Genomic DNA, 25,994 nt, shown 5'->3' with positions numbered 1-25,994 from the left:
GCATCTCGTCAGCAAGGTGACCGTCATGATGGACCGCTCACGCGCCGCCTCCGTCGACCCCACATCCACTCCCTCCCCTAACGAGAGCAAGACTGACGCGAAGGGCTTGCAGGAGGCGCTGCACGAGCAGCTGTTCGCCCATGACGAGCCCAGCCCCGTGCCGGACGGGCAGACGGCGCCGGAATCCGGACGTCGCTGGTCGTATCTGCGGCGCGGTGCCAAGATCGCCATCGGGCTCGCCATCGTCGCCGTGTTCGGCTGGCTGCCGCTGCGCGCGATCTGGGAGAATTCGAGCGTCGAGGCGGTGCTGAATTCCCGCCTCGTCACGTTGCGCACGCCCATCGGCGGGCGCGTCGCGGCCGCCCAGCGCGTCACCGACCAGACCGAGTTGGATGCCGGAACCGTCGTCCTGCGCGTCGTCAACTCGCGCGGCGATCGCACCCTGCTCGACGATCTCCGGCGGCAAAAATCGCGCCTGGAGAACGAGCGGCCGAGTCTAGCCGCCAAGCTTGCCTCGGCGCAGGCCGCGCAAAGGGACCTGGCGCGACAGGCCGCGCAATTCCGCGACGGACGCGTGCTCCAGCTCGAGGCCCGCATCGCCGAGATCCAGACCTCGATCGAGGCGGCGGCGGCGCGGCGCGAGGAGGCCAGCGCCGCCGTCGAACGCGCCGCGGCGCTGGCCAAAACCGGCAATGTCTCGACCGTCGAGCTGTCGCGGCTGACGCGCGAGCTCTCCGTGTCACAGCAGACCGAGCTCGGCGCGCGCAAGCGCCTGGATGCCGCCAGGGTCGAGCTCGCCGCGGCGCAGAACGGCTCGTTCCTCGGCGACAGCTATAACGACCGGCCGAGCTCGGTGCAGCGCGAAGAGGAGATGCGTCAGCGCGCCGGCGACCTCGAAGCCGATCTCGCCCGCACCGACACCGACATCGCCTGGCTTGCCAACGAAATCATCGTCGAGGAGGTCCGCTTCGCCGACCTGTCCGAAGCCAACATCACGACACCCGTCGCGGGGCGCGTCTGGGAAATGATGACCTCGCCCGGCGAGGACGTACAGGCCGGCCAGCCCCTGCTCAAGGTGCTCGATTGCAGCGGCGCCGTCATTACCGCCAACGTCACCGAGGCCGTCTACAACCGCCTGCAGCTCGGCGATCGCGCGACCTTCGAGCCGAATGACGGCGGCGAGCCGATCTTCGGCACCGTGGTCAATCTGACCGGCGCCGCCGGTGCACCCGCCAATCTCGCCATCAACCCGGATGCGCTGAGCAAGGAGCCCTATCGCGTGACCGTGGCATCGCGCGATGCCGCGACCCGCGCCTGCACCGTGGGACGCACCGGCCGTGTCGTATTCGCCCGGCGTGAGACAGCGCCGTGATGATGGCGCTGACGCCCGGCCTGATTGCGCTCGGCGCCTTCATGGCGATCGTGCCGCTGCTCAGGCGCGACAGCACGATGGCGCGCTCGTTCCTGACCATCGTGTCGGTGGCCCTGCTGCTGCGTTATCTCCATTGGCGTGTCACCTCGACGCTCCCGCCGCCGCATCTGACCCTCGATGCCATGGCCGGCTACCCATTCCTGCTGCTGGAGGCGGCCTCGCTCGTCGCGGTCGCGTTGTCGCTGCTGTTCCTGAGCCGGACGCGCGACCGCACCGGCGCAGCGAGGGTCGACGGCCGTGCCACCGATCCGCGTGCGCCGTTGATCGACGTCTTCATCTGCACCTACAACGAGGAACGGCCGATCCTCGAGCGTACAATCATCGGCGCGACCGGGATGGCCTACGGCCACTACCGCGTCTGGGTACTGGACGACGGACGGCGGCCCTGGCTGCGGCGCCTTTCGGGCGAGCTCGGCTGCCATTATCTCACGCGGCACGACAACCTCCACGCCAAGGCCGGCAACATCAACCATGCACTCAGGCACGTCGGCGCGCTGCCGGAGCGACCGGAATTCGTCGCCATTCTCGATGCGGACTTCGTGCCGCGGCCCGATTTCCTTGCGCGTACCATCTCGCTCATGGACGACGAGTCGGTCGGCGTGGTGCAGACGCCGCAGCACTTCATCAATCCAGACCCGATCCAGACCAACCTTGCCGCGACCGATGTCTGGCCCGACGAGCAGCGCTTCTTCTTCGACATCCTGCTGCCGGCCAAGGACGCCTGGGGCGTCGCGTTTTGCTGCGGCACCTCGTCCCTGATTCGCTATGCCGGGCTGATGCAGATCGGCGGATTTCCAACCGATTCGGTGACCGAAGACTACCTCGTCACGCTGCGCCTCAAGGAATGCGGCCTCAACACGATCTATCTCAACGAGCGCCTGACGATCGGGCTCGCGCCGGAGGGGCTGAAGGAATACATCACCCAGCGCGCCCGCTGGTGCCTCGGCTTGATGCAGATCGTGCGCGGTCGTAGCGGGCCACTGTCGCGGGACTCGAAGCTGGCTTTTATCGACCGGCTCTCGCTGACCGACGCCTTCATGAGCTGGTCGGCGGTGTACGCGTCGAAGGTGGCGGGCCTCGTCGTGCCCTGGTTGTTCCTGCTGTTCGGCATCAAGGCGGTTCAGGCCGACCTCACCGAGCTGTTGCGCTTCTTTCTGCCTTTCTATGTCTGGCATGGTCTCAGCATGGCCTGGCTGTCGCGCGGCCGCTCGCTCGCGATGATGACGGACGTCTCGCAGCTCATCGCGGCGCCTGCAGTGCTCCAGGCGGTGGCCGCCGGCCTGTTGAAGCCGACAGGACACAAGTTCAAGGTCACCGCGAAAGGCGGCGACCGCAACAGGCGATTCGTCGAATGGCCGCTGCTGCGGCTCTATGGCGGCGCGCTCGTCATCACGCTCGCAGCCATCGCCTATGCCTTCATCCTGCACCTGCGCGGCGAGAACATCGCCTATGGCGGACTGGCCCTGGCCTGGAGCCTCTACAACGCGGTCATCCTCACCGTGGTCTGCTTCGTCTGCATCGAGCAGCCGCGCAAGCGAAAGGCGGAGCGGTTCAGCCGCAATGAGACCGTCCTGCTGCGCCACGACGGCAGGTCGCATCTCGCGCGGCTCGGCGACATCTCCATCACGGGCGCGCGCCTGATCGATCCCGATCCGCCGGCGCCGGGCAGTACGATCGAATGCCGCATCTACGGCCGCCCGATCGCGGCCATCGTGGTGCGGCGGACCGCCGACGGATTCGCCGTGCGGTTCGAGGAAGGCATGGACACGCGCGTGCACGCGATCAGGGCATTCTATGCCGGCGAGTATGTTCGCGCCTTTCGGGGAGTGAGGGCGCTGCCGGTCGGGAAAGCGCTGCTGATGCGGCTGTTCGGCTAGGCCGAGTCGACATCGCCCGCATTCCCTGCGTTGGCCGAGCATAGAAAGGATGGCCTGAGGCCGTCACTTCTCCTAAACTTCAGGCGAATCCACGCCTGTTCTTTCCCCGCCGGAACTCCCATGGTCCAGACCCGATTTCTGATCGCGGCCGTCACGCTTCTCGCGTGCACCGCCACCGCTTCCGCCCAGATGCTTCCACCTCCCGCCAGGCCCGCAGCGCCCAAGGCGCCCTCGCCGCGCGCGGCCTCGTGCCACAATGGTGCGAGCTTCGATCGCTTCCTGGCGGACGTGAAGCAACAGGCGGTGGCTGCCGGCGTGTCGCAGCGCACGATCGCGGAGGCTTCACCGTATCTCGTCTACGACCAGGGCATCGTCAACCGCGACCGCGGCCAGCGCGTGTTCGGCCAGCTCTTCACCGAGTTCGCCGGCCGCATGGCCGCGCCCTATCGCATGCAGAACGGACAGCAGCATATCAAGCGATACGCCGCGGCCTTTGCACGCGCCGAAAAGGAATACGGCGTGCCGCCCGCCGTGATTGCCGCATTCTGGGGCCTTGAGAGCGACTTCGGTGCCAACATGGGCAATCTGCCGACGCTGAAATCGCTGGTGTCGCTCGCCTACGACTGCCGCCGCTCCGAGATGTTCGTGGGCGAGACCATCGCCGCACTGAAGATCATCGACCGCGGCGATCTGCATCCCGATGAAATGATCGGCTCCTGGGCCGGCGAGCTCGGGCAGACGCAATTCCTGCCCGTGCATTATGTCAACTACGCGGTCGACTATGACGGCGACGGACGGCGCGACCTGTTGCGGTCGCCAGCCGACGTGATCGGCTCGACCGCGAACTACATCGCCAATGGTTTGAAGTGGCGGCGCGGCGAGCCGTGGCTGGAGGAGATCAAGGTGCCACCCAACCTGCCGTGGGAGAAGACCGATCTCACGGTGCGCGAGCCGCGCTCGACATGGGCGCTGCTGGGCATCACCTATGCCGACGGACGGCCGCTGCCGAATGACAATCTTGCGGCGTCCGTGCTGCTGCCGATGGGCCGCTTTGGTCCGGCCTTCCTCGCCTATCCGAATTTCGCGGCCTACACCGAATGGAACAACTCGCTGATCTACTCGACCACCGCGGGCTATCTCGCCTCGCGCATCGCCGGCGCCGCGCCGATGCGCAAGCCCTCCGCGCCGGTCGCGCAATTGCCGTTCCACGAGCTGAAGGAATTGCAGCAGCTGCTGGTGCGCGCCGGCTACAATGTCGGCAAGGTCGACGGCGTGCTCGGCCAGCAGAGCCGCACTGCCGTGAAGGCGATACAGATCAAGTACGGCCTGCCGGCCGATTCCTGGCCGACGGCGGAGCTGCTGGCGCGAATGCGCGGCGGCACGGCGCAGGCGCAGCCCCAGGCGACGGTTCGGTAGCCTCCACTCGCTGCCATGCCCCGCGAGAGAATTTTCGCATCGCACAAGCCGCGCTCGGCGATTGTATTTTTCCATGAGGCCCCCATGTGAGTGGCTCAGGTTTTCTCCTGAGATTTCCCACCATTGAAGCGAGCATCACATGTCCTTCTACGACGCCGTCGTCCCCGCCTATCTGCAAATGCTGAACAGCGTGACCGGGCTGCTCACCAAAGCTGAGGCGCATTGCGCGGCGAGAAAGATCGATCCCGGCGTCCTGCTCGGCTCACGCCTGTTCCCGGACATGTTGCCGTTGTCGCGGCAGGTCCAGCTCGTCAGCGATTTCGCTGCCAAAGGCTGCGCCCGGCTCACTCACAGCGAAGTGCCCACGACGCCCGACACCGAGACCAGCTTCGCGGAATTGAAGCAGCGGCTGGCGAAGACGATCGACTACGTCAAGTCGTTCAAGCCCGAGCAGTTCGAAGGCGCCGATGCCAGGGACGTCACCTTCCCGGCCGGTCCCGACAAATCCATCACCATGAAAGGCCAGCAGTTCCTGAGCTCGTTCTCGCTGCCGAACTTCTATTTCCACGCCGCGACCGCCCACGGCATCCTGCGCCACAACGGCGTCGAAATCGGCAAGCGCGATTTCATGGGCACGAACTGACCTGCCGGATCGCACGGCCGCGATGGCGCGATCATGCTGTCGCGGCCGGAATTGCACATGAATTATGCTACGGCGGCCCTGCCGCGCAGCTCGCCTGCACTTTCCGTATGGCTCTTCCCTTGCGCCTGATGCCGCTATGCACAAGTGTTCGGGACCTCTCACCGCCTGGAAGCATTTCTCATGAGCCGTTCGACTAAATTGTTCGAGACCTACAAGCTCGGCCCCATCACGCTGGCCAACCGCCTGGTGATGGCGCCGCTGACACGCAACCGTGCCGTGCCCGGCACGTTCGTGCCGAGCCCGCTTGCGGCCGATTACTACGGCCAGCGCGCCTCCGCAGGGCTCCTGATCACCGAAGCGAGCCAGATCTCGCAGCAGGGCCAGGGCTACCAGGACACCCCCGGCATCTACAGCAAGGACCAGGTCGCCGGCTGGCGCAAGGTCACCGACCGCGTGCATGAGCGCGGCGGCAAGATCTTCATCCAGCTCTGGCATGTCGGCCGCATCTCGCATGTCGACCTTCAGGCCAATGGCGCCGCCCCGGTGGCGCCGAGCGCGATCCGCGCCAAGGGCAAGACCTTCGTCAACGGCACCTTCGCCGACGTCTCCGAGCCGCGCGCGCTCGAGCTCTCCGAAATTCCCGGGATTATCGACGACTTCAAGCGCGCGGCGAAGAACGCGCTGGAGGCCGGCTTCGACGGCGTCGAGATCCACGGCGCCAACGGCTACCTGCTCGACCAGTTCGCCAAGGACGGCGCCAACAAGCGCACCGATGCCTATGGCGGCTCCATGGAGAATCGCGCTCGGCTGATGCTTGAAGTCTCCAAGGCCGTTGCGGCCGAGGCGGGTGCCGATCGCACCGGAATCCGCATCTCGCCGGTGACGCCGGCCAATGACATCTCGGACAGCAACCCGCAGCCGCTGTTCGATCACATCGTCGACGGTCTCAACGCGCTCAAGCTCGTCTATCTCCATGTCGTGGAGGGCGCCACCGGCGGGCCGCGCGACTTCGCGCCGTTCGACTATGCCTCCTTGCGCAAGCGCTTCTCCGGCGCCTACGTCGCCAACAACGGCTATGATTTCGAGCTGGCGACCAAGGTGCTGGACGCGAACGCGGCCGATCTCAGAGCTGGCTCCGGAAATCTGGACAGGGCGGTAAGTGGAGTTTCTGCCTGACGGCGGGCAAGATTGTCCCGCGAATCAGGAGAGACGATGAGCAGACGAGCCCGCCGGCAACACGCACCGGCATTCAAGGCCAAGGTGGCGTTAGCGGCGATCAAGGGCGAGATGACGCTGGCCCAGCTGGCTGAGCATTTCGACGTGCACCCGAACCAGATCACGCAGTGGAAGTCCCAGCTTCAGGAGGCGGCGGCCGAGGTGTTTGGTCCTGGCGGTGGCAACAGAGCGAGCGAGTCCGCGGTAGACGTGAAAACGCTGCACGCCAAGATCGGGGAGCTGACGCTTGAGAACGATTTTTTAGAAGGCGCGCTCAGCAAAGCCGGCCTGCTGAGCGCAAAGCGATGATCGACCGTGAGCACGACCTGCCGATCACCAAACAGGCGGAAGTTTTGAAGATCAGCCGTGGCAGTATCTATTATCTACCACGTCCGGTGTCGCCCGCCGACCTCGCGATCATGCAGCGGCTTGACCGGCTGCACCTGGAGTTTCCTTTCGCCGGTTCGCGAATGTTGCGAGACCTGCTGGCTGCCGAGGGGTGCAAGATCGGCCGCCGGCATGTCAAAACGCTGATGCGGCGGATGGGGATAGAGGCGCTCTATCGCCGGCCGCGTACCACCAAGCCCGAACCCGGGCACAAGATCTATCCGTATCTGCTGCGCGGGATGGAGATCACAGGCCCGAACCAGGTCTGGGCGATGGACATCACCTACATCCCGATGGCGCGCGGCTTCGTCTATCTCGCGGTGGTGCTGGACTGGTTCAGCCGCCGGGTGCTGTCGTGGCGCGTCTCGATCACTATGGAAGCCGCATTCTGCGTCGAGACGCTGGAGGACGCTCTCGCTCGCCATGGCAAGCCGGACATCTTCAATACCGACCAAGGCTCGCAGTTCACGGGCGCCGCGTTCACCGGCATGCTCGCCAGTCATGGCATCGCCATCAGCATGGACGGTCGGGGCGCCTGGCGCGACAACGTGTTCGTCGAGCGTCTGTGGCGCAGCATCAAATACGAAGAGGTCTATCTGCGCGCCTACGACACCGTGTCCGACGCCCGCGCCTCGATCGGCCGATACCTCGCCTTTTACAATGGCCGGCGTCCCCACTCGAGCCTTGACGGCGGCACCCCCGATCAAGCTTACTTCAGCCCGCTGCCGTTCCGCGCGGCAGCCTAACTCTGGCAGAAACTCCACTTATCGACGCGGAATTGCTGTTCAGATAACCGGGGCCAGCTCTCTCATCGCCTTCGGCAAGCCGTTCATCTCCAACCCCGACCTGGTCGAGCGGCTGAAGCGGGGCGCGGCACTGAACGACTGGGACAAGAACACGTTCTACGGCGGCGGGGCGAAGGGCTATACGGATTATCCGACGCTGGCCGCCGAGCCGGCTGAGTGAGGGACCATCCACCTGCGACGCTGTCATGCTCCGCGAAAGCGGGGCATCCAGTACGCCGCGGCCCCTCGATTCAATCACGACCGCCTCTGGAATACTGGATTGCCCGCCCCTGTGCGCAATTGCGCACTAGGCGGGCGATGACACTGAGTGTGTGGGACGCGTGTCCCACAAGCTCGTCACCACAAGCACAAATGAAAAAGGCCGGGATCGCTCCCGGCCTTTCGTGTTTGTGGCTGTCTAAAGCGCGATGCGATTAGGATGAATCGTCATCGCGCTTTAGGTTGTTGTTTAAGCATGATCTTTTCGGAAAACCGCTGCGCACTTTTCCGGATCATGCTTTGAGCGCCGCTTACTTCGCTTCCGCGCGCTTGGGCGGGCTCGCCGGCCACGACTTGATCAGCGTGTCGTAGTCGACCGTCTCACCCTTCGGCTTCTCGTTGGCGAGCTTGCGCTGGGGCGCGACGGTGCCGTCCTTCTCGGCCTTCGCGAACCAGTACTCCGGCTTCTCCTTCTTGTGGAGCTTCGGACCGCAGGCACCCTGCACGCCGGACTTCTCCAGGCGCTCCATCACGGAGTCCTGAGCGGCCGCGAGGGCATCCATCGCCTGCTGCGGGGTCTTCGCACCGGACGACGCATCGCCGATGTTCTGCCACCACAGCTGTGCGAGCTTCGGATAGTCGGGCACGTTGTTGCCGGTCGGGGTCCATTGCACGCGCGCGGGCGAGCGGTAGAACTCGATCAGGCCGCCGAGCTTCGGCGCACGCTCGGTGAACGACTTGTCCCAGATGTCGGATTCACGGATGAAGGTGAGACCGACATGGCTCTTCTTCAAGCTCACCGACTTGGAGACGATGAACTGGAGATAGAGCCAGGCCGCCTTGCGGCGGTCCGGCGGGGTCGACTTCAGCAGCGTCAGCGAACCGGCGTCCTGGTAGCCGAGCTTCATGCCTTCCTTCCAGTACGAGCCGTGCGGCGACGGAGCCATACGCCATTTCGGCGTACCGTCCGCGTTCATCACGGCGATGCCCGGCTTCACCATGTCGGCGGTGAAGGCGGTGTACCAGAACATCTGCTGGGCGATGTTGCCCTGCGCCGGCACGGGGCCGGACTCGGAGAAAGTCATGCCCTGGGCCTGCGGAGGCGCGTACTTCTTCATCCACTCGAGATATTTGGTGATCGAGTAGACCGCCGCCGGTCCGTTGGTGTCGCCACCACGCTCGACGGAAGAGCCGACCGGACGGCAGCCCTCCATGCGGATGCCCCATTCGTCGACCGGCAGACCGTTCGGAATGCCCTTGTCGCCGTTGCCGGCCATCGACAGCCAGGCGTCGGTGAAGCGCCAGCCGAGCGAGGGGTCTTTCTTGCCATAGTCCATATGGCCGTAGACCTTGACGCCGTTGATCTCCTTGATGTCGTTGGTGAAGAACTCGGCGATATCCTCATAGGCGGACCAGTTCACGGGCACGCCGAGCTCGTAGCCATACTTGGCCTTGAACTTGGCCTTGAACTCGGGATTGGTGAACCAGTCGTAGCGGAACCAGTAGAGGTTGGCGAACTGCTGGTCGGGCAGCTGATAGAGCTTGCCGTCCGGCCCGGTGCCGAACGACTTGCCGATGAAGTCGTTGACGTCGAGCATGGGGTCTGTGACGTCCTTGCCCTCGCCGGTCATGTAGTCCGACAGCGCGATGGTCTGGCCGTAGCGGAAATGGGTGCCGATCAGGTCGGAGTCGTTGATCCAGCCGTCATAGACGTTCTTGCCGGACTGCATCTGGGTCTGCAGCTTCTCCACGACGTCACCTTCCTGGATGAGGTCGTGCTTGAGCTTGATGCCGGTGAGTTCGGAGAACGCTTTCGCCAGCGTCTGCGCCTCGTACTCGTGGGTGGTGATGGTCTCGGAGACGACGTTGATCTCCATGCCCTTGAAAGGCTCGGCGGCCTTGGCGAACCACTCCAGCTCCTTCTTCTGGTCCTCCTTCGACAGAGTCGAAGGCTGGAATTCCGCGATCCATTTCTGGATCACGGCCTCGTCGGCGGCGCGCACCGGCGCCGACATGGCGAACGACACCGCAATGATCGCGGCGGCGCTGGACATGGTCAGAAAACTATTCTTGGTCAATGGACCTTTCCTTCTCCTAAACTGTCGCATGTTGTTCCTCCGTTGCAGCGACAAACTCTTATACAGGCCCGGGTTGGTCCCGGATCTGGCCGTCCCTTCGCCAGTTTCAGACCGTGCGGAAGATGAGCACGGCCGTGACCAGCGAAATTCCGCTTGCGAGCCACAGGCTCGAAATCTCGAAACCCTCCTCTCCGATCGGCAGCGTGGCGATGGGGTCGGTGCCGACGAGACCGATCCACGCGAGGTGGATGACGGCGGCGGCGATCAGCGAGATGAACAGGCGATCGCCGCGCGTGGTCGGGATGCGCAGCACGCCGACGCGCTCGGCCTCCGGATAGACCGCGGCGAGCCAGGTCATCACGGCCAGCGTGCAGGCGAGCGCGACGAAGAAGATCGCGGTCGGCAGCGTCCAGGCCATCCATGCGATAGACTCCATTGCTCTTACTCCTTGCGCATGATCTGTTCCGAAAACCGGCTTCCACTTTTCGGGATCATGCGCGTTACACCCGGCCGAGCGCGAAACCGCGCGCGATATAGTTGCGGACGAACCAGATCACCAGCGCGCCCGGAATGATGGTGAGCACGCCGGCGGCAGCGAGCAGGCCCCAATCCATGCCGGCGGCCGACACCGTGCGCGTCATGATCGCGGCGATCGGCTTGGCCGACACCGAGGTCAGCGTGCGCGCGAGCAGGAGCTCGACCCAGGAGAACATGAAGCAGAAGAAGGCGGCGACGCCGATGCCGCTCGCGATCAGCGGCACCAGGATCTTGATGAAGAAGCGCGGGAAGGAATAGCCGTCGAGGAAGGCGGTCTCGTCGATCTCGCGCGGCACGCCGGAGACGAAGCCTTCGAGGATCCACACCGCCAGCGGCACGTTGAAGATGCAGTGCGCCAGCGCGACCGCCCACGGCGTATCGAACAGGCCGATCGCTGAATAGAGGTTGAAGAACGGCAGCGCATAGACCGCGGCCGGCGCCATGCGGTTCGACAGCAGCCAGAAGAACAGGTGCTTGTCGCCGAGGAAGCGGTAGCGCGAGAACGCGTAAGCCGCGGGCAGCGCCACCGAGATCGAGATGACGGTGTTGAGGATGACGTATTGGAGCGAGTTGATATAGCCGGAGTACCAGCTCTCGTCGGTGAAGATGCGCTTGTAGTGCTGGAGCGTAGGGGTGTGCGGCCACAGCGTCATCGTCGAGACGATCTCGCTGTTGGTCTTGAAGCTCATGTTGACGAGCCAGTAGATCGGCAGCAGCAGGAAGACCAGGAACAGCCCCATGATGAGGCGGCGGCCGGGAATCGAATGCATCAGGCCACTCCTTCCTTCGGCTTGAGTGCGGGCACTGGCTTGAGCGCGGCCGAAGGCTTGGGCTCCACCGCCGGCTCGCTCGAAGCCTGGACTTTGCGTTCGACGCCGGCATTGGTCATGACGGTGTAGAAGATCCAGCAGACGATCAGGATGATGAGGTTGTAGACCAGCGACAGCGCGGCGGCCTTGCCGAGATCGAACTGGCCGAGCGCGATCTTGACCAGCTCGATGGACACGAAGGTCGTGGAATTGCCGGGCCCGCCGCCGGTGACGACGAACGGCTCGGTGTAGATCATGAAGCTGTCCATGAAGCGGAGCAGCACGGCGATCAGCAGCACGCGATTCATCTTCGGCAGCTGGATCGCCTTGAACACGGCCCAGCGCGAGGCGCCGTCGATCTGCGCGGCCTGGTAGTAGGCCTCGGGAATCGACTTCAGGCCGGCGTAGCAGAGCAGCGCGACGAGGCTGGTCCAGTGCCAGACGTCCATCACGATGACGGTGATCCAGGCGTCGACGTCGTTGGAGACGTAATTGTAGTCCAAGCCCATCGCGTTGAGGGTATAGCCGAGCAGGCCGATGTCCGGGCGGCCGAAGATCTGCCAGATCGTGCCGACCACGTTCCACGGAATCAGCAGCGGCAGCGCGAGAATCACGAGGCAGGCTGCAACCGTCCAGCCCTCGCGCGGCATCGACAGCGCGACGACGATGCCGAGCGGCACCTCGATGGCGAGGATCACCAGCGAGAAGAACAGGTTGCGGCCGAGGGAAGCGAGGAAGCGGCCGCCGAGATCGGTCGAGGGATCGAGCAGCTCCTTGAACCAGCCGACACCGTTCCAGAAGAACTGGTTGTTGCCGAACGTGTCCTGCATCGAATAGTTCACCACCGTCATCAGCGGCAGCACCGCCGAGAAGGCGACGACCAGGAACACCGGCAGTACCAGGAACCAGGCTTTTTGGTTGACGGTCTTGTCCATCAGGCGGCTCCCTCCACCAGAAGGCTGTCGGCATAGACGTGCACGTGCGACGGATCGAATTTCAGCCCGGCGCTGCCGTCCGCGCTGGTGAAGCCGGCCGGTGCGCGCGCCGCCAGCTTCGCGTCGCCGACGCGCACGCGCGCGAAGCGGATGCGGCCGAGGTCGTCGATGCGCTCGATCCTGGCAGCGAGCAGGCCGCGCGCGGGCGCAACGACCTCCACGAATTCGGGACGGACGCCGATCTCGATCTTGGCGCCAGAAGGCAGACTGTCGTAGCTGCGATCGAGCGCGATGACGTGGCCGCCGATCCTGGCCTCGCGCCCCCGCACCTCCGCCGGCAGGATGTTCATGCCGGGCGAGCCGATGAAATAGCCGACGAAGGTGTGCGCCGGCTTGTCGAACAGTTCGGCCGGCGTGCCGCTCTGCACGACGCGGCCGTCGTGCATGACGACGACGGTGTCGGCGAAGGTCAGCGCTTCGGTCTGGTCGTGGGTGACGTAGATCATCGTGAGATCGAGCTCACGATGAAGCGCCTTCAGCTTGGAGCGGAGCTGCCATTTCAGTTCGGGATCGATCACCGTCAGCGGCTCGTCGAACAGCACGGCGGCGACGTCCGAGCGGACGAGGCCGCGGCCGAGCGAGATCTTCTGCTTGGCATCGGCGGTGAGGCGGGTGGCCTTGCGGTTCAGATAAGGTTCGAGGTCGAGCAGACGGCCGATCTCGGCGACGCGCTTGTCGATCTCGGCCTTCGGCACGCCGCGATTTTTCAGCGGGAACGCCAGGTTCTGGCCCACCGTCATGGTGTCGTAGATCACCGGAAACTGGAACACCTGGGCGATATTCCGTTTCTGGGTTGACAGCGGTGTGATGTCCTTGCCGTCGAACAGGATTTTCCCGCGTGACGGCGTGATGATGCCGGAGATGACGTTGAGAAGCGTGGTCTTGCCGCAACCGCTCGGGCCGAGCAGCGCATAGGCGCCGCCCTGCCGCCACGTCATGGTGACAGGCTTGAGCGCAAAGCTCTCCGGGGCGGCGGCGTTGCCGCCGTAGGAATGGGCGAGATCGACGAGGTCAATGCGAGCCATGGCGCACCTCCCTCAGATTTGACCGGGAGCCGCGACCAAACGGTCGGCAGCATCGAACACGAAAACATCATTGGGATCGAGCACAGCATCGAGCGTTTGGCCGGGCTCGAACTCGTGCACACCGTGTAGCACCGCCACCCAGTTCGATCCGTCGCGGGTCAAGTGCACAAAGCTCTCCGAACCGGTGATCTCGGTCACCGTAACCGTGGCGTGGAAGGCGTGGCGATCCGCCTCGCCATTGGCAAGCGCAAGCTGGTGGGCGCGGAAGCCGACGCGATAGACACCGTCCGCGAGCGACGAATACAGCCCCGTGGCCGGCGAGGCCGTGCCGCCGGCATATGCGACCTGCCCGTTCTTCTTCTCGATGCCGACGAGGTTGAGCGGCGGATCGGAGAACACCTGAGCGACGCGCAAGGTCTGCGGCCGGCGGTAGACGTTGGCGGTCTCGCCCATCTGCAGCGCCTGGCCCTCCCACATGCACACCGTGTTGCCGCCGAGCAGCAGCGCCTCGGTCGGCTCTGTGGTGGCATAGACGAAGATCGCACCCGAGGCCTCGAAGATGCGCGGCAATTCGGCGCGCAGCTCCTCGCGCAGCTTGTAGTCGAGATTGGCGAGCGGCTCGTCGAGCAGCACGAGATCGGCGCCCTTGACCAGCGCCCGTGCGATCGCAGTGCGCTGCTGCTGGCCGCCGGAGAGCTGAAGCGGCGTCCGCTTCAGGAACGGCTCGAGCCGCAGCAGCTTTGCCGCCTCCGCCACGCGCGCCTCGATCTCGTCGCGAGGCTTGCCCTGCACGCGCAGGGGCGAGGCGATGTTCTCGTAGACCGTGAACGAGGGGTAGTTGATGAACTGCTGATAGACCATCGCGACCGAGCGCTGGCGCACGTCGACGCCGGTAACGTCCTTGCCGTTGACCAGCAACTTGCCCGTGGTCGGCTTGTCGAGACCGGCGAGCAGCCGCATGATCGAGGTCTTGCCCGACAGCGTCGGCCCGAGCAGGACGTTGAGCGTACCGCTCTCGAACGTCAGGGAGACGTCGCGGATGTGCGCGACGCCGTCGACGGTCCGGGTCACGTGATCGAGTGTCACGGTCATGAGCGTCCTCCCGCTTCCAGCAGGGGACTTTGCGGCACGGCGTGGGTCCTGATCCAGTCGTCGAGCGCCGCAATCTCGTCGGCAGATAGTCGCAGGCCGAGCTTGGAACGGCGCCAGACCACGTCCTCCGCCGTGACGGCCCATTCATTGGCCATGAGATAGCGAACCTCGCGCTCGGTCAGTGTCGCGCCGAAGGCCTGGCCGAGATCGGCCAATGATTTCGCATCGCCGAGCAGCTTCATCGCCCGCGTGCCATAGGCGCGCGCGAGCCGCCTTGCATGCTCATGACTGAGGAAGTGATAGCCGCGCTGGAGCTCGGCGATCAGCCCGTCGATATCCGACACATCCATGTCGCCGCCGGGCAGCGGCCATTTGCCGGTCCAGCCCTCGCGCGCTTTCGCGCTGCGAAGATAGGGCGCAAGGCGTTCCAGGGCCTCTTCGGCGAGCCTCCGATAGGTCGTGATCTTGCCGCCATAGATGGACAGCAGCGGCACGCCGCCGGGCGTGTCGAGCTCGAACACGTAGTCGCGCGTTGCGGCCTTGGCTTCGCTCGCGCCGTCGTCATAGAGCGGCCGCACGCCGGAATAGGTCCAGACCACGTCATCCGGCGTGACCGGCTTGGCGAGATATTCGCTCGCCGCGGTGCAGAGATACTGGATCTCCTCGGCCGTCGCCTTCACCTTGGCGGGATCGCCGTCGTAATCGCGATCGGTGGTGCCGATCAGCGTGAAATCGTCCTGGTACGGGATGACGAAAATGATGCGGCCGTCGGCATTCTGGAACATGTAGGCACGGTCGTGATCGTAGAGTTTCTTCACGACGATGTGTGAGCCCTGCACCAGGCGGACTTTCGCCTTCGCATTGACGCCGGCGCCGCGGCCGAGCACGTCCTCGACCCAGGGACCGCCGGCATTGACCAGCGCACGCGCCCGGACCTGCGAATGCTCGCCGGTCAGCGTATTGACCATGCTGACTGTCCAGAGGCCGCCGGACTGGCGAATCTCGGTGGCGCGGGTGCGGGTCCGGATCTCGGCGCCCTTGTCGGCGGCATCGCGCGCGTTGAGCACGACGAGGCGGGCGTCGTCGACGAAACAGTCGGAATATTCGAATGCGCGGGCATAGCGATTCGGGATCAGCGGCTTGCCGACCTCGTCGCGCCTCAGATCGACCGAGCGCGTGGCGGGCAGCAGATGCCGGCCGCCGATGTGGTCATAGAGGAAGAGGCCCAAGCGCAGCAGCCAGGCGGGACGCAGGCCGGCATGGTGCGGCAGGACGAAACGCAGGGGACGGATGATGTGGGGCGCGATGCCCCAGAGGATCTCGCGCTCGATCAGCGCCTCACGGACCAGGCGAAACTCGTAATATTCGAGATAGCGCAGGCCGCCATGCACCAGCTTGGTCGACCAGGACGACGTCCCGCTCGCCAGATCGTTCATTTCGCACAGGAAAACCGTGTTGCCGCGGCCGACCGCGTCGCGCGCGATGCCGCAGCCGTTAACACCGCCTCCAATGATGGCGAGATCGAAAATACGCTCCAACAGACGCATCCCCCGGCGACCGCCCGTTCGTCGAGCGGCTACTTTCGCTTTTCATTAGATCACACCGAAAAACGAAAGCAAGATGAAAGAGAGGCGGAAGGAAGTGAAAGCGAAACTTTTCTAGTGGGCAATGAGGCCGCCAAATCGGCAGGTAGACGGATAAAGTTGCGGCAAGGCGCGCGATTGAACGGCAGCCCGGCATGGCCAACCGGCCGGCTTGCATGTAGCAACATTTCTACATAAATTCCCCAAACAGAGCATGGCCACGGCTTAGAGGCTCAGACGATGGTGACCACCCGGACCAGCCGAGAATTCAATCAAGACACCAGCGGCGCCAAGAAAGCGGCATCGCAAGGACCCGTTTTCATTACGGACCGCGGCCGTCCAGCCCATGTCCTGCTAACCATCGAGGATTACTTGCGCCTGACCGGCGGACGCATGAGCCTTGCGGAAGCTCTGGCGCAAACGAACGCGGATTTTGATTTCGATCCGCTTCGCGTTGACGAGGGGATCTTCAGGGCTGCTGATCTCGACTGATGTTCCTGCTGGACACCAATGTCATTTCCGAATTGAGGCGACCGGACAAGGCCGATCAGCGCGTCATTGCCTGGGCAGGCGCAAATCCAGCAGCAAATTTCTTCATCTCAGTCATTTCGATTCTCGAGATCGAACTTGGCGCACGCCTGATCGAACGCAGGGACGCAGCGCAAGGTGCCATCTTGCGCAGCTGGATCAACAGCCAGATTCTGGCTCGCTTCGAGGGTCGGATCCTGCCTATCGATACGGCTGTCGCGCAGCGTTGCGCGCAACTTCACGTTCCCAACCCGCGCGCTGAACGCGACGCGCTCATTGCTGCAACCGCGCTGGTTCATGGTTTGACGGTTGTTACGTGCAGTGTAGAGGATTTCAAACCGACGGGCGTTCCGCTGCTCAACCCGTGGGACGACGCTTAGCTCCTATCTCAGCCGCACCACTGGCGCGGCTTCCGGCGCGGCATCCTGGGCATCGGCCGGGGAATCGTCGATATCCGCGCCCTTCGGCATCGCCTCGACCACCTCGATGCCCTTGCTGTGGCAGATGGTGGCGAGGCGTTCGGGGAGCTCCTGGTCGGTGACGAAGGTCTGGATCTGGGTGATGTGGGCGATACGCACCGGCGCGCTGCGGCGAAGCTTGGTGGAATCGGCGACCAGCATGACGCTGCGGGCGTTGGCGATGATGGCCTGCGCCACCTGCACCTCGCGATAGTCGAAGTCGAGCAGCGCCCCCTCCTCGTCGATCGCGGACGCGCCGATGATGGCATAGTCGACCTTGAACTGGCCGATCAGCTGCGTCGCGGTCGAGCCGACCACTGCGCCGTCGGCGCGCCGCACCGTGCCGCCCGCGACCACCACCTCGATGCGGGGATGGCGGTAGAGCAGCATGGCAACGTTGAGATTGTTGGTGATAACGAGGAGGTCCTCGTGCGAGGTCAGCGCACTCGCGACCTCCTCCGTCGTGGTGCCGATGTTGATGAACAGCGAGCAGCCGTTCGGGATCAGCGAAGCGGCCGCCGCGCCAATCGCCTTCTTCTCGTCGGCGGCGACGAAGCGGCGCGCCTCATAGGCGAGGTTCTCGACGCCGGAGGCGATGATGGCGCCGCCATGGATGCGGGTCAGCGATCTCCGCTCGCAGAGGTCGTTGAGATCCTTGCGGATGGTCTGCGCCGAGACTTCGAAGCGACGCGCGAGCTCCTCGACCATGACGCGGCCGGAAGCGCGCGCGATGTTGAGGATTTCAGCTTGGCGATGGGTCAATCCGGTCACGGCAAAGGCCTCAAATCAGAATGGTGCATGGTGCGGCGGTTTGCGCCCTCGGTCAATGCGGACGCCGATCACGGTTGAAGGATGAAGGTCCTCACCACGCCATGGCGTTCGCAAGACGCGCGAGCAGCGCCGGATCGTCGAAGGCGCTGGCAGACGTGACCGCGCCTGATGCAACCAGGTCGGCATGGCTGAGGCTGGTCCGGATGCCGACGGTCGGAATTCCGGCCGCCGTGGCGGATTGCACGCCGGTACGGGAATCCTCGAATGCGATCGAGGTTTCCGGCCTCGCGCCGACGAAACGCAGCCCTTCCTGATAGGGCAGCGGATGCGGCTTGCCGTGCGGCAGCTCGGCTCCGATCACGAGTGCCTTGAAGCGATGCGTGATGCCGAGACCGGAGAGCAGCAGCTCGGCGTTGAGGCGCGGCGCATTGGTCACGGCGACCATGGGGATGCCGGCGCGGTCGGCCCGGTCGAGCAGCGCCATCAGGCCCGGCAGCGGTGCGATCTGCCCGGCCACCAGCGTGCGGAAGACCTCCTCCTTCTCATCGAGGATCAGGGCGCGCCGCTCCGGCGCCTCGTCGGGCAGAAAGCGCTCGCCGATCGCCACATTGGCGAAACCTTGCAGCTCCCTCGAGAAGCGCGCGTGGTCGAAGACGTGGCCGTGCGGACCGAGCACCTGATTGAACGCCTTCAAGTGCAGCGGATCGGTGTCGGCGAGCGTGCCGTCGATGTCGAACAACAACGCCCTGCCCATCGCGTCGTAACTGGCCTCGATCATTTCCGTACTTTCCCAAATGCGCGACCCATCGATGCGCGAGACGTATCAATACGGCCGCGATCGCGCAATCACGCATTCACATGACGACAATGCGACACTCGACAAAGTCACGCGCGGCTGCAACATTCGGTGCAAGATCAAAAAGGAGGAAACGATGACGATCAACCGACGCGATCTGGCTCTCTCCACTCTCGCCGTCTCTGCGCTTGCGTTCGCCACGCCGGCGCTCGCCGCTTCGGCGGACGAGGAAGCCGTGGCGAAGAAGGTCGAGGCCTTCCGCCTTGCCCAGATCGCGGCTGATCCGAAAGCGCTCGCTGCGCTGTGCTGGGACGATCTCAGCTACAGCCATTCCAGCGGCAAGGTCGAGGACAAGGCAACCTTCATCGCCAACGCCACCGACGGCAAATCGAAATTCCTGTCGATCGAATACAAGGACCCCACCATCAAGGTGGTCGGCCCCGCAGCGATCGTGCGTTTCCACTGGCTGGGCGAGCAGGAGATGGCAGCCGACGGGAAAAAAGTATCGACCAATCTTCACATCCTGATGAACTGGCAGAAGCAGGGCGACGAGTGGAAGCTGCTGTCGCGGGCTGCGACGAAGTTGTGATGACGTCCCTTCCTTTCCTTCTTGTGGGAGAGGATGGCTCCGCGAGGGAGAAGGGAACGGCACGGTGCGGTCGGCAAAAAAATTCCGACCGCGCAACTCGCGTTGACGACTACGCCGCTTCCTTCACATCGCCGTTAACCAGCTTGCGCGCGGCGCGTTCGGCTTCGCGGGCGTTGCGGAAGAGCTGGCCTTCGAGACGGTTGAAGCGGTGGGACGAGGCGAAGAAGCAGTAGCCTCCTTGAGAGCGAACGACGATACCTGCGGTCTGCGAATCGACTTCGATAATGTAGCTGTCCGGCATGGTCCGTGGATCCCTCAGTGCGGGCAAATAACGGCACTCGTGCCCAAAGGTTCCCAGGCATTTGAGGCCGTTTCCACCCCGAATCGACACGCATTGAGTACGCGGGGACCTCATCCGTTTTATGACTGGTTCTTGGCGAAGCCGCGACGAGGATGACTCACCCGCGCCGCGTTCTGCGGCGCTTGCCACGTCTCGCAGGATGAGGCAGAGCGTCGCGCGCGATTACGTCGCGATCGGCGGATCGTTTCGCTGGATCGCCTGCGGACGGCCGTGGTCGTCGATCGAGACGTAGGTGAAATTGCCGTCGGTGACGAGGAACGGATGAAGCTCCTTGCGCCGCAATGCCCAGGCCTCGAGATGCACCGTCAGCGATGTGCGCCCGACGCGCACGAGATTGGCGTAGACCGAGACGAGATCGCCGACATAGACCGCCTTGCGAAAATTCATCGCCTCGATCGCGACCGTCACGGTGCGCGACCTCGCAGCCTTCGAGGCGAACACGCCGCCGCCGACGTCCATCTGGCTCAGGAGCCAGCCGCCGACGATGTCGCCGTTTGCGTTTGTGTCGGCCGGCATCGCCAGCGTGCGGATGCAGAGATCGCCGCTCGGCCCGGTCGTAGCTTGTTCGGTCATATCGCTCTCACTTGAAACTGTCCCAGCCGGGATCAGGCGCAAAGCGCGCGCCGAATCGCTCGGCCAGCGCGCGCAGTGTCGAGACCACGTCATCCACGCCACGCGTGCGCGCATAGTTGAGCGGGCCGCCGCGAAACGGCGCGTAGCCGGTGCCGAAGATCATGGCGCCATCGACCGCATCGGCGTCGTCAACGATGCTTTCGCGAAGCGCCGCGATGCAGACGTTGGACATCGGCAGCACGAGGCGGTCGATCATCTGGTCGGTGACGCGCGGCCCGGTTTCGGGAAGCGGCGCCTTCTCCGCCTTGCCGTCCTTCCAGGTGTAGAAGCCCTTGCCGGTCTTGCGCCCGAGTTCGCCTCTTGCGACCTTCTCGCGCAGCCAGGCCGGCGTCGGCGGCAAGAGATCGCCGAATTTGGTCCGCAGCATGTCGCCGACGTCGAGGCAGATGTCGAGCCCGACCTGATCGGCGAGCTCGATCGGCCCCATCGGCATCCCGAACTGCTCGGCCGCGGCGTCGATCAGGCGCTGGTCGATATTCTCGTCCAGCATCACCATCGCTTCCAGCATGTACGGCGTCAGCGCGCGGTTGACGAGGAAGCCGGGCGAGCTCTTCACGGCGAGCGGCAGACGGTCGATCGCGCCGACAAAGGCGAGCGCGTCCTTCAGCACCTGCGGATCGTTGCCGTCATGACTGACGACCTCGACCAGCTGCAACCGCGACACCGGATTGAAGAAATGCAAGCCGACCAGCCGCTCCGGACGCGCCAGAGTGGTGCGCAAGTCCTGAAGCGGAATGCTCGACGTGTTGGTCGCAAGGATCGCACCCGGCTTCATCCGCGGCTCGAGGCCGGCATAGACCTTCTGCTTCAGCTCGAGCTTTTCGGGCACCGCTTCGATGATGAGATCGGCGTTGCGGACGCCCTCCCCGTCCATGTCGGGGATGAGGCGATCGAGCGCGTCACGCACCTCCGTCGGTTTGCGGATGATCTTGCCGTAGAGCTCGGCTGCGCGCTTCACCGCGCCTGCGATCGGCTCCGCCTTCATGTCGGCGAGCGAGACGCGAAGGCCCTGCCCTGCACACCAGGCCGCGATGTCGCCGCCCATGGCGCCGGCGCCGATGACGTGGACATGCTTCACCGTGCTGCCGGCGCCTGCCGCCTTCTTCATCTGCTCACGCAGGAAGAAGACGCGGATCAAATTCTGCGCGGTCGGCGTCACCATCAATTTGGCGAACGACGCCTGCTCCGCCCTGAGCATCGCGGCCTTGCTGCCGCCATGGGTCTCCCAGAGATCGATCAGCGCGTAAGGCGCGGGATAATGCTCGCGGGATGCAGCCTTCGCCGCCTCTGCGCGCATGCGCCTGGCCAGCAGGCCACGCACCGGCCCGAGATTGGCCGCCCGCGTGAGCAGACCGGGCCTGGCCCGCTTCAGCCGGCCGAACAGCGCATCCTTCACCGCGCCGTGGACGTGGCGCTCCTGCGTCACGGTGTCGACGAGGCCGAGCGCCCTGGCGCGGCGCGCATCGATGGTGCGGCCGGTCAGCATCAGCGCCATCGACTGGGTCGGATTGACCAGCGCGGTGAACCGCGCGGTGCCGCCGAGACCGGGATGCAGGCCGAGCATCACCTCCGGGAAGCCGAAACGCGCCCCCTCGATGGCGATGCGCGCCTGGCAGGCCAGCGCCACCTCGAGCCCGCCGCCGAGGCAGAAGCCGTGGATGACCGCGACCGTCGGCAGCCTCAAGGCTTCCAGGTGGTCGACAACGGCGTGCGCGGCGCGGATGCGTGTCTCCACCATGTCGGGATCAGACGCGCCGCGAAATTCGTTGACGTCGGCGCCGGCAACGAAGCCGGAGGGTTTGGCCGAGCGGATCACGAGGCCGGCCGGACGCTCGGTCTCAATCGCGGCGAGCACGGCGTCGAACTCCTCCATCACATCGGAGGACAGGGTGTTGGCGCTTGTCTCGGCGCGGTCGAACAGCAGCCAGGCGACACCATCGGCGTCACGCGTCAGCTTGAAATGCCTGTATGGACTGTCCGCCGCGGGCGGGGGCCCAAGCGTCAGGAGGCGGTCGCCCAGCGCGGTCATGATCTTCGAATCCATGGTCACACCGCCTCGATCAGCATGGCGCCGCCGAGCCCGCCGCCGATGCATTCGGTGGCAACGCCACGTCGGGTGCCGAGCCGCCTCATCGCGTTGACGAGATGCAGCACGATGCGGTTGCCGGAGGTGCCGACGGGATGGCCGAGCGAGATCGCGCCGCCGTCGACGTTGAGCCTGTCGCGATCGATCTCGCCGGCGGGGCCGTCCAGCCCAAGGATCTCGCGGCAGAATTTGTCGTCGCTCCAGGCGGCGAGGCAACCGAGCACCTGCGTCGCAAAGGCCTCGTTCAGCTCCCAGGTCTCGACGTCCCTGATCGTGAGATTGTTGCGCGTGAGCAGCGGCGTCGCCGACATCACGGGCCCGAGCCCCATGATGCTGGGATCGAGCGCGGCCCAATGGCTGTCGACGATGACGGCCTTCGGCGTCAGCCTGTGTTTTGCGACCGCGGCGTCGGACGCCAGGATCACCCAGGAGGCACCGTCGGTGATCTGCGAGGAATTGCCTGCGGTGACCTGTCCCCAGGGGCGCTCGAACACCGGCCGTAGCTTTGCGAGTGACTCGACCGTGGAATCCGGCCTCACGCCGTCGTCGTGGTCGAAGAACTTGCCGTCGCGGGAGAACGCGGTCTCGACCTCACCCTTCAGGAATCCCGCGCCTTGCGCATGCGCAAGGCGGCGATGGCTTTCGGCGGCGTAAGCATCGGACTGTGCGCGCGTGATGCCGAAGAGATGGCCGACCACTTCCGCGGTCTGGCCCATGTTCAGCTCGGTGATGGGATCGGTCAACCCGCGCTCGAGGCCGATGATTGGCTTGAGATAGCGCGGCCGCAGCTTGAACGCCGCAGCGAGCTTCGCGGCAACGCCCTTGGCGGTGGCAAGGCCGGCAAACCAGCGCACGCCGGAATTCGGCCAGACCAGCGGCGCGTGGCTCAGCGCCTCGGTGCCGCCGGCAAGGATCATGTCGGCATGGCCTTCACGGATGTAGCGGTAGGCGGTGTCGATCGACTGCATGCCGGAGCCGCAATTGATCTGCACGGTGAAGGCGACCATGTCCTCGCCCATGCCGAGCCGGAGCGCGGCGACACGTGCCGGGTTCATCTCGTCCGCGATCACGTTGACGCAACCGAGGATGACCTGATCGAAGCTGTCAGGCGCGAACGGCTGGCGCGCCAGCAGCGGCCGGCCGCACTGCACGGCGAGATCGACCGGCGTGAACGGACCGGGCCCCGAACGCGCCTTCAGAAACGGCGTCCGGCTGCCGTCGACGATGAATACCGGTCGTGCCATCAGCTCGCCGCCCTCTGCTCACCGAGTTCCTGGAAGAACTGATGCACATTGACGGTTTTCTTGTAAATCGGCGACAGCGCCTCCGGCGCAAAATCGTCGACCTCTATCACTTTTGTGACGGCTTCGCGGGCCGCGGCGAGCTGCTCGCCCTCAGCCTGCGTGATCACGCCCTTGGCGACCGCTTCCTTCCAGTCGCGAATATGCGCGGCGCGCAGGCGCCTGGCGATGGCGTCCGTGCTGGCGACCAGCTCGAACGCGCGCTCCAGCCGGGCAAAACCGCCGTCGTCGTCGACCCGGGCCAGATCCGGCGTGAGGCGCTCGCGTGCCGCCGACGGCTCCAGGGCCAGACTCGCGCATTGGTGCACGACGCGGTCGGAGGGGCCGAGCACGCGCGCGCCGAACGGCTGGACCACGAGCCTGAGGAAGCCCGCGACGAAGCGGTTGGGCAGATTGGCGAGGATCTCGGCGAGCCGGTTCTCGATGGTCCGGAAGCCCGTCGCCATGCACCATTCCAGCGCGGCAAAATCCTCCTTCTGCCGGCCCTCGTCCTGCCAACGCTTCAGCGCGGCCGAGAGCAGATAGAGCTCGGACAGGATGTCGCCGAAGCGGGCCGACAGCATCTCCTTGCGCTTGAGCGCGCCGCCGAGCGTCAGCAGCGCCATGTCGGCGCAGAGCGCAAAGGCCGCGGAGTAGCGCGAGAGCTGGCGATAGAATGGCGTGGCATCGCCCGCATCGGGCGCCGGTGCGAATGCGCCAAAGGTCCAGCTGCGGCCGAAGGCGCGGAACAATGTCCGGAAACTATGGCCGACATGCTTCCAGAACGCCTTGTCGAAGGCGCTGAGGCCGCGCTCGCGGTCGGAATCGGCGAGCGCATTCATCTCGTCGAGCAGATAGGGGTGCGCGCGGATGGCACCTTGCCCGAACACGATGAGGTTGCGGGTCAGGATGTTGGCGCCCTCAACCGTGATGCCGACCGGCACGGCGCGGTGCAGATTGCCGAGATAGTTTTGCGGACCGTCGATCACGGCCTTGCCGCCATGAATGTCCATGGCGTCATCGATCGCGGTGCGCATCCGCTCGGTCGCATGCAGCTTCATGATGCCGGAAATGACGGCGGGATGAATGCCGGCATTCAGCGCCGCGCAGGTCAGCCGTCGCGCCGCATCTAACTGGTAGGCGGTGGCATTGATGCGCGCGAGCGGCTCCTCAACGCCTTCGAACTTGGAGATGGAGATGCCGAACTGCTCGCGGATGCGGGCATAGGCTCCGGTGGTGCGCGCCGCATAGGCGGCGCCCGCGGCAGAGAGGGACGGCAGCGAGATGCCGCGTCCGGCGGCAAGGGCCGTCATCAGCATCTTCCAGCCCTGGCCCAGCCGCTCCTTGCCGCCGATGACGTAGTCGAGCGGAATGAAGACGTCGCGTCCCCAATTCGGGCCGTTCTGGAACACCTGCATCGATGGCAAATGGCGCTGGCCGATCTCGACACCGGGCAGGTTGGTCGGGATCAGCGCCACGGTGATGCCGAGCTCTTCTCGATCGCCGACCAGACGATCCGGGTCGTAAGCCTTGAACGCAAGGCCCAGCAGCGTCGCGACCGGACCGAGCGTGATGTAGCGCTTGTGCCAATTGAGCCTGAGGCCGACGACCTCGCGGCCCTCGAACTCGCCCTTGTAGATGATGCCGGTGTCGACCATCGAGGCCGCATCGGACCCGGCCTCCGGGCTGGTGAGCCCGAAGCAGGGAATGTCGCGGCCGTCGGCGAGGCGTGGCAGCCAGCGTTCCTGCTGCTCCCTGGTGCCGAAGCGCATCAGGAGCTCGCCCGGGCCGAGCGAGTTCGGTACCATCACGGTGACCGCCGCCGCGATCGAGCAGGTCGAGATCTTGCGCACCACTTCCGAATGGGCGTAAGGCGAGAAGCCGAGGCCGCCGAACTCCTTCGGGATGATCATGCCGAAGAACTTCTCGCGCTTGACGAAATGCCAGACATCCTGCGGCAGGTCGCGCCATTCCCAGAAGATCCTCCACTCGTCGAGCATGGTGCAGAGTTCGCCGACGGGACCGTCCAGAAAGGCCCGTTCCTCTTCGGTCAGCCTCGCCTGCGGCACCTTCAGCAGCTTCGACCAATCAGGGTTGCCGGTGAAGAGATCGGCATCCCACCAGACGTCACCCGCCTCCAGGGCCTCGCGCTCGGTGTCGGACATCGCCGGCAGCACGCCGCGCGCCCAGGAAAAGATCGGCTTTGTGATGGTGTCGCGGCGGAAGCTCATGGCAGACCTCATGCATCGGCGCGGTGATCAGGCATTTTAGCGGAAAGTGGCGGGCGGAAGAGAACACTTCGCGAGCAAAAAGACGCGAATTGACGCGGCCGGGCGGCCGCCCCGGGGCCATAACGGCCGGGGCGTGGGGGCAGTTCCGGGATCGGGGTTGGGGCTGAA

22 protein-coding genes and 2 pseudogenes are annotated in these 25,994 nt (G+C 65.0%); 10 read left to right on the top strand and 14 right to left on the bottom strand.

What is annotated here, in order from left to right:
- Positions 1-25 precede the first annotated feature (25 nt).
- From ABIA42_RS04060 to ABIA42_RS04030, 7 genes and pseudogenes are all read left to right on the top strand, one after another.
- A complete protein-coding gene (locus ABIA42_RS04060; protein WP_370115358.1) occupies positions 26-1,372 on the top strand; it encodes an HlyD family efflux transporter periplasmic adaptor subunit in 1,347 nt (448 codons plus the stop codon).
- Complete coding sequence (locus ABIA42_RS04055; protein WP_271526957.1) at positions 1,372-3,309, top strand: glycosyltransferase; 1,938 nt, start codon at positions 1,372-1,374, stop codon at positions 3,307-3,309. Before ABIA42_RS04060 ends, ABIA42_RS04055 begins: the two co-directional genes overlap by 1 nt.
- A 120-nt stretch (positions 3,310-3,429) precedes the next feature.
- The gene (locus ABIA42_RS04050; protein ID WP_370115360.1) at positions 3,430-4,725 is read left to right on the top strand and encodes a lytic murein transglycosylase; all 1,296 of its coding nucleotides are present in this window, start codon (positions 3,430-3,432) and stop codon (positions 4,723-4,725) included.
- A 139-nt stretch (positions 4,726-4,864) separates the two neighbouring features.
- On the top strand, positions 4,865-5,368 hold the full coding sequence (locus ABIA42_RS04045; RefSeq protein ID WP_370115362.1) for a DUF1993 family protein: 504 nt from the start codon (positions 4,865-4,867) through the stop codon (positions 5,366-5,368).
- A gap of 180 nt (positions 5,369-5,548) precedes the next feature.
- Positions 5,549-6,499, top strand: a pseudogene (locus ABIA42_RS04040) (alkene reductase); the annotation flags it as partial.
- Positions 6,500-6,580: 81 nt separating this feature from the next.
- A protein-coding gene (locus ABIA42_RS04035; protein ID WP_085973330.1) for an IS3-like element ISBj3 family transposase occupies positions 6,581-7,716 on the top strand; the annotation gives its coding sequence in 2 pieces (ribosomal slippage) (positions 6,581-6,839 and positions 6,839-7,716; 1,137 coding nt in all).
- A gap of 52 nt (positions 7,717-7,768) precedes the next feature.
- A pseudogene (locus ABIA42_RS04030) lies at positions 7,769-7,936 on the top strand (alkene reductase); the annotation flags it as partial.
- Between the two features lie 349 nt (positions 7,937-8,285).
- Here the strand turns inward: ABIA42_RS04030 and ABIA42_RS04025 are convergent.
- The 7 genes from ABIA42_RS04025 to glpD all read right to left on the bottom strand — a co-directional run bounded on the left by ABIA42_RS04025 (position 8,286) and on the right by glpD (position 16,057).
- Positions 8,286-10,028, bottom strand: a complete 1,743-nt coding sequence (locus ABIA42_RS04025) for an ABC transporter substrate-binding protein (RefSeq protein WP_271526959.1) — start codon at positions 10,026-10,028, stop codon at positions 8,286-8,288.
- 130 nt (positions 10,029-10,158) lie between these two features.
- Positions 10,159-10,488, bottom strand: coding sequence for a DUF2160 domain-containing protein (locus ABIA42_RS04020; RefSeq protein ID WP_028179650.1), 330 nt, complete (start codon positions 10,486-10,488; stop codon positions 10,159-10,161).
- A gap of 64 nt (positions 10,489-10,552) precedes the next feature.
- Positions 10,553-11,359 (bottom strand): carbohydrate ABC transporter permease, encoded by an 807-nt coding sequence (locus ABIA42_RS04015; protein ID WP_028179651.1) that lies wholly within the window; start codon positions 11,357-11,359, stop codon positions 10,553-10,555.
- Positions 11,359-12,333 carry a carbohydrate ABC transporter permease gene (locus ABIA42_RS04010; RefSeq protein WP_028179652.1) on the bottom strand — a complete coding sequence of 325 codons (975 nt, stop codon included), beginning with the start codon at positions 12,331-12,333 and terminating at the stop codon, positions 11,359-11,361. The genes ABIA42_RS04015 and ABIA42_RS04010 overlap by 1 nt, the downstream gene beginning before the upstream one ends.
- Positions 12,333-13,418 (bottom strand): ABC transporter ATP-binding protein, encoded by a 1,086-nt coding sequence (locus ABIA42_RS04005; RefSeq protein WP_370115365.1) that lies wholly within the window; start codon positions 13,416-13,418, stop codon positions 12,333-12,335. The genes ABIA42_RS04010 and ABIA42_RS04005 overlap by 1 nt, the downstream gene beginning before the upstream one ends.
- A gap of 12 nt (positions 13,419-13,430) precedes the next feature.
- Positions 13,431-14,510, bottom strand: coding sequence for an ABC transporter ATP-binding protein (locus ABIA42_RS04000; RefSeq protein WP_271526700.1), 1,080 nt, complete (start codon positions 14,508-14,510; stop codon positions 13,431-13,433).
- Positions 14,507-16,057, bottom strand: a complete 1,551-nt coding sequence (glpD, locus tag ABIA42_RS03995; RefSeq protein WP_370115368.1) for a glycerol-3-phosphate dehydrogenase — start codon at positions 16,055-16,057, stop codon at positions 14,507-14,509. The genes ABIA42_RS04000 and glpD overlap by 4 nt, the downstream gene beginning before the upstream one ends.
- Positions 16,058-16,333: 276 nt before the next feature.
- Here glpD and ABIA42_RS03990 point away from each other — a divergent pair, with 276 nt between their 5' ends.
- Entirely contained in the window at positions 16,334-16,585 is a 252-nt protein-coding gene (locus ABIA42_RS03990) for a type II toxin-antitoxin system prevent-host-death family antitoxin (RefSeq protein ID WP_271526702.1), read from the top strand.
- Complete coding sequence (locus ABIA42_RS03985) at positions 16,585-17,001, top strand: type II toxin-antitoxin system VapC family toxin (RefSeq protein ID WP_271526703.1); 417 nt, start codon at positions 16,585-16,587, stop codon at positions 16,999-17,001. Before ABIA42_RS03990 ends, ABIA42_RS03985 begins: the two co-directional genes overlap by 1 nt.
- Before the next feature lie 3 nt (positions 17,002-17,004).
- On the opposite strand, the gene ABIA42_RS03980 is transcribed toward ABIA42_RS03985, so the two are convergent.
- A complete protein-coding gene (locus tag ABIA42_RS03980; RefSeq protein ID WP_028179658.1) occupies positions 17,005-17,850 on the bottom strand; it encodes a DeoR/GlpR family DNA-binding transcription regulator in 846 nt (281 codons plus the stop codon).
- Between the two features lie 91 nt (positions 17,851-17,941).
- Positions 17,942-18,628 (bottom strand): HAD family hydrolase, encoded by a 687-nt coding sequence (locus ABIA42_RS03975; RefSeq protein WP_370115371.1) that lies wholly within the window; start codon positions 18,626-18,628, stop codon positions 17,942-17,944.
- A 154-nt stretch (positions 18,629-18,782) separates the two neighbouring features.
- On the opposite strand from ABIA42_RS03975, the gene ABIA42_RS03970 reads away from it, so the two are divergent.
- The gene (locus ABIA42_RS03970) at positions 18,783-19,235 is read left to right on the top strand and encodes a nuclear transport factor 2 family protein (RefSeq protein ID WP_271526705.1); all 453 of its coding nucleotides are present in this window, start codon (positions 18,783-18,785) and stop codon (positions 19,233-19,235) included.
- 109 nt (positions 19,236-19,344) lie between these two features.
- Here ABIA42_RS03970 and ABIA42_RS03965 read toward each other — a convergent pair whose 3' ends face one another.
- The 5 genes from ABIA42_RS03965 to ABIA42_RS03945 all read right to left on the bottom strand — a co-directional run bounded on the left by ABIA42_RS03965 (position 19,345) and on the right by ABIA42_RS03945 (position 25,826).
- On the bottom strand, positions 19,345-19,536 hold the full coding sequence (locus ABIA42_RS03965; RefSeq protein ID WP_028134810.1) for a hypothetical protein: 192 nt from the start codon (positions 19,534-19,536) through the stop codon (positions 19,345-19,347).
- Between the two features lie 222 nt (positions 19,537-19,758).
- Complete coding sequence (locus ABIA42_RS03960; protein ID WP_370115374.1) at positions 19,759-20,169, bottom strand: acyl-CoA thioesterase; 411 nt, start codon at positions 20,167-20,169, stop codon at positions 19,759-19,761.
- Between the two features lie 7 nt (positions 20,170-20,176).
- Complete coding sequence (locus tag ABIA42_RS03955) at positions 20,177-22,273, bottom strand: 3-hydroxyacyl-CoA dehydrogenase NAD-binding domain-containing protein (RefSeq protein ID WP_370115376.1); 2,097 nt, start codon at positions 22,271-22,273, stop codon at positions 20,177-20,179.
- 2 nt (positions 22,274-22,275) lie between these two features.
- Positions 22,276-23,559 (bottom strand): acetyl-CoA C-acetyltransferase, encoded by a 1,284-nt coding sequence (locus tag ABIA42_RS03950; RefSeq protein WP_370115378.1) that lies wholly within the window; start codon positions 23,557-23,559, stop codon positions 22,276-22,278.
- On the bottom strand, positions 23,559-25,826 hold the full coding sequence (locus tag ABIA42_RS03945) for an acyl-CoA dehydrogenase (RefSeq protein WP_370115380.1): 2,268 nt from the start codon (positions 25,824-25,826) through the stop codon (positions 23,559-23,561). Before ABIA42_RS03945 ends, ABIA42_RS03950 begins: the two co-directional genes overlap by 1 nt.
- Positions 25,827-25,994 lie beyond the last annotated feature (168 nt).

Origin of the sequence: Bradyrhizobium sp. USDA 327, from assembly GCF_041262065.1 — a bacterium.
Taxonomy (GTDB): domain Bacteria; phylum Pseudomonadota; class Alphaproteobacteria; order Rhizobiales; family Xanthobacteraceae; genus Bradyrhizobium; species Bradyrhizobium liaoningense.
The sequence above is the reverse complement of the archived record's forward strand: the minus strand, read 5'-3'. Positions and strand labels throughout refer to the sequence as shown.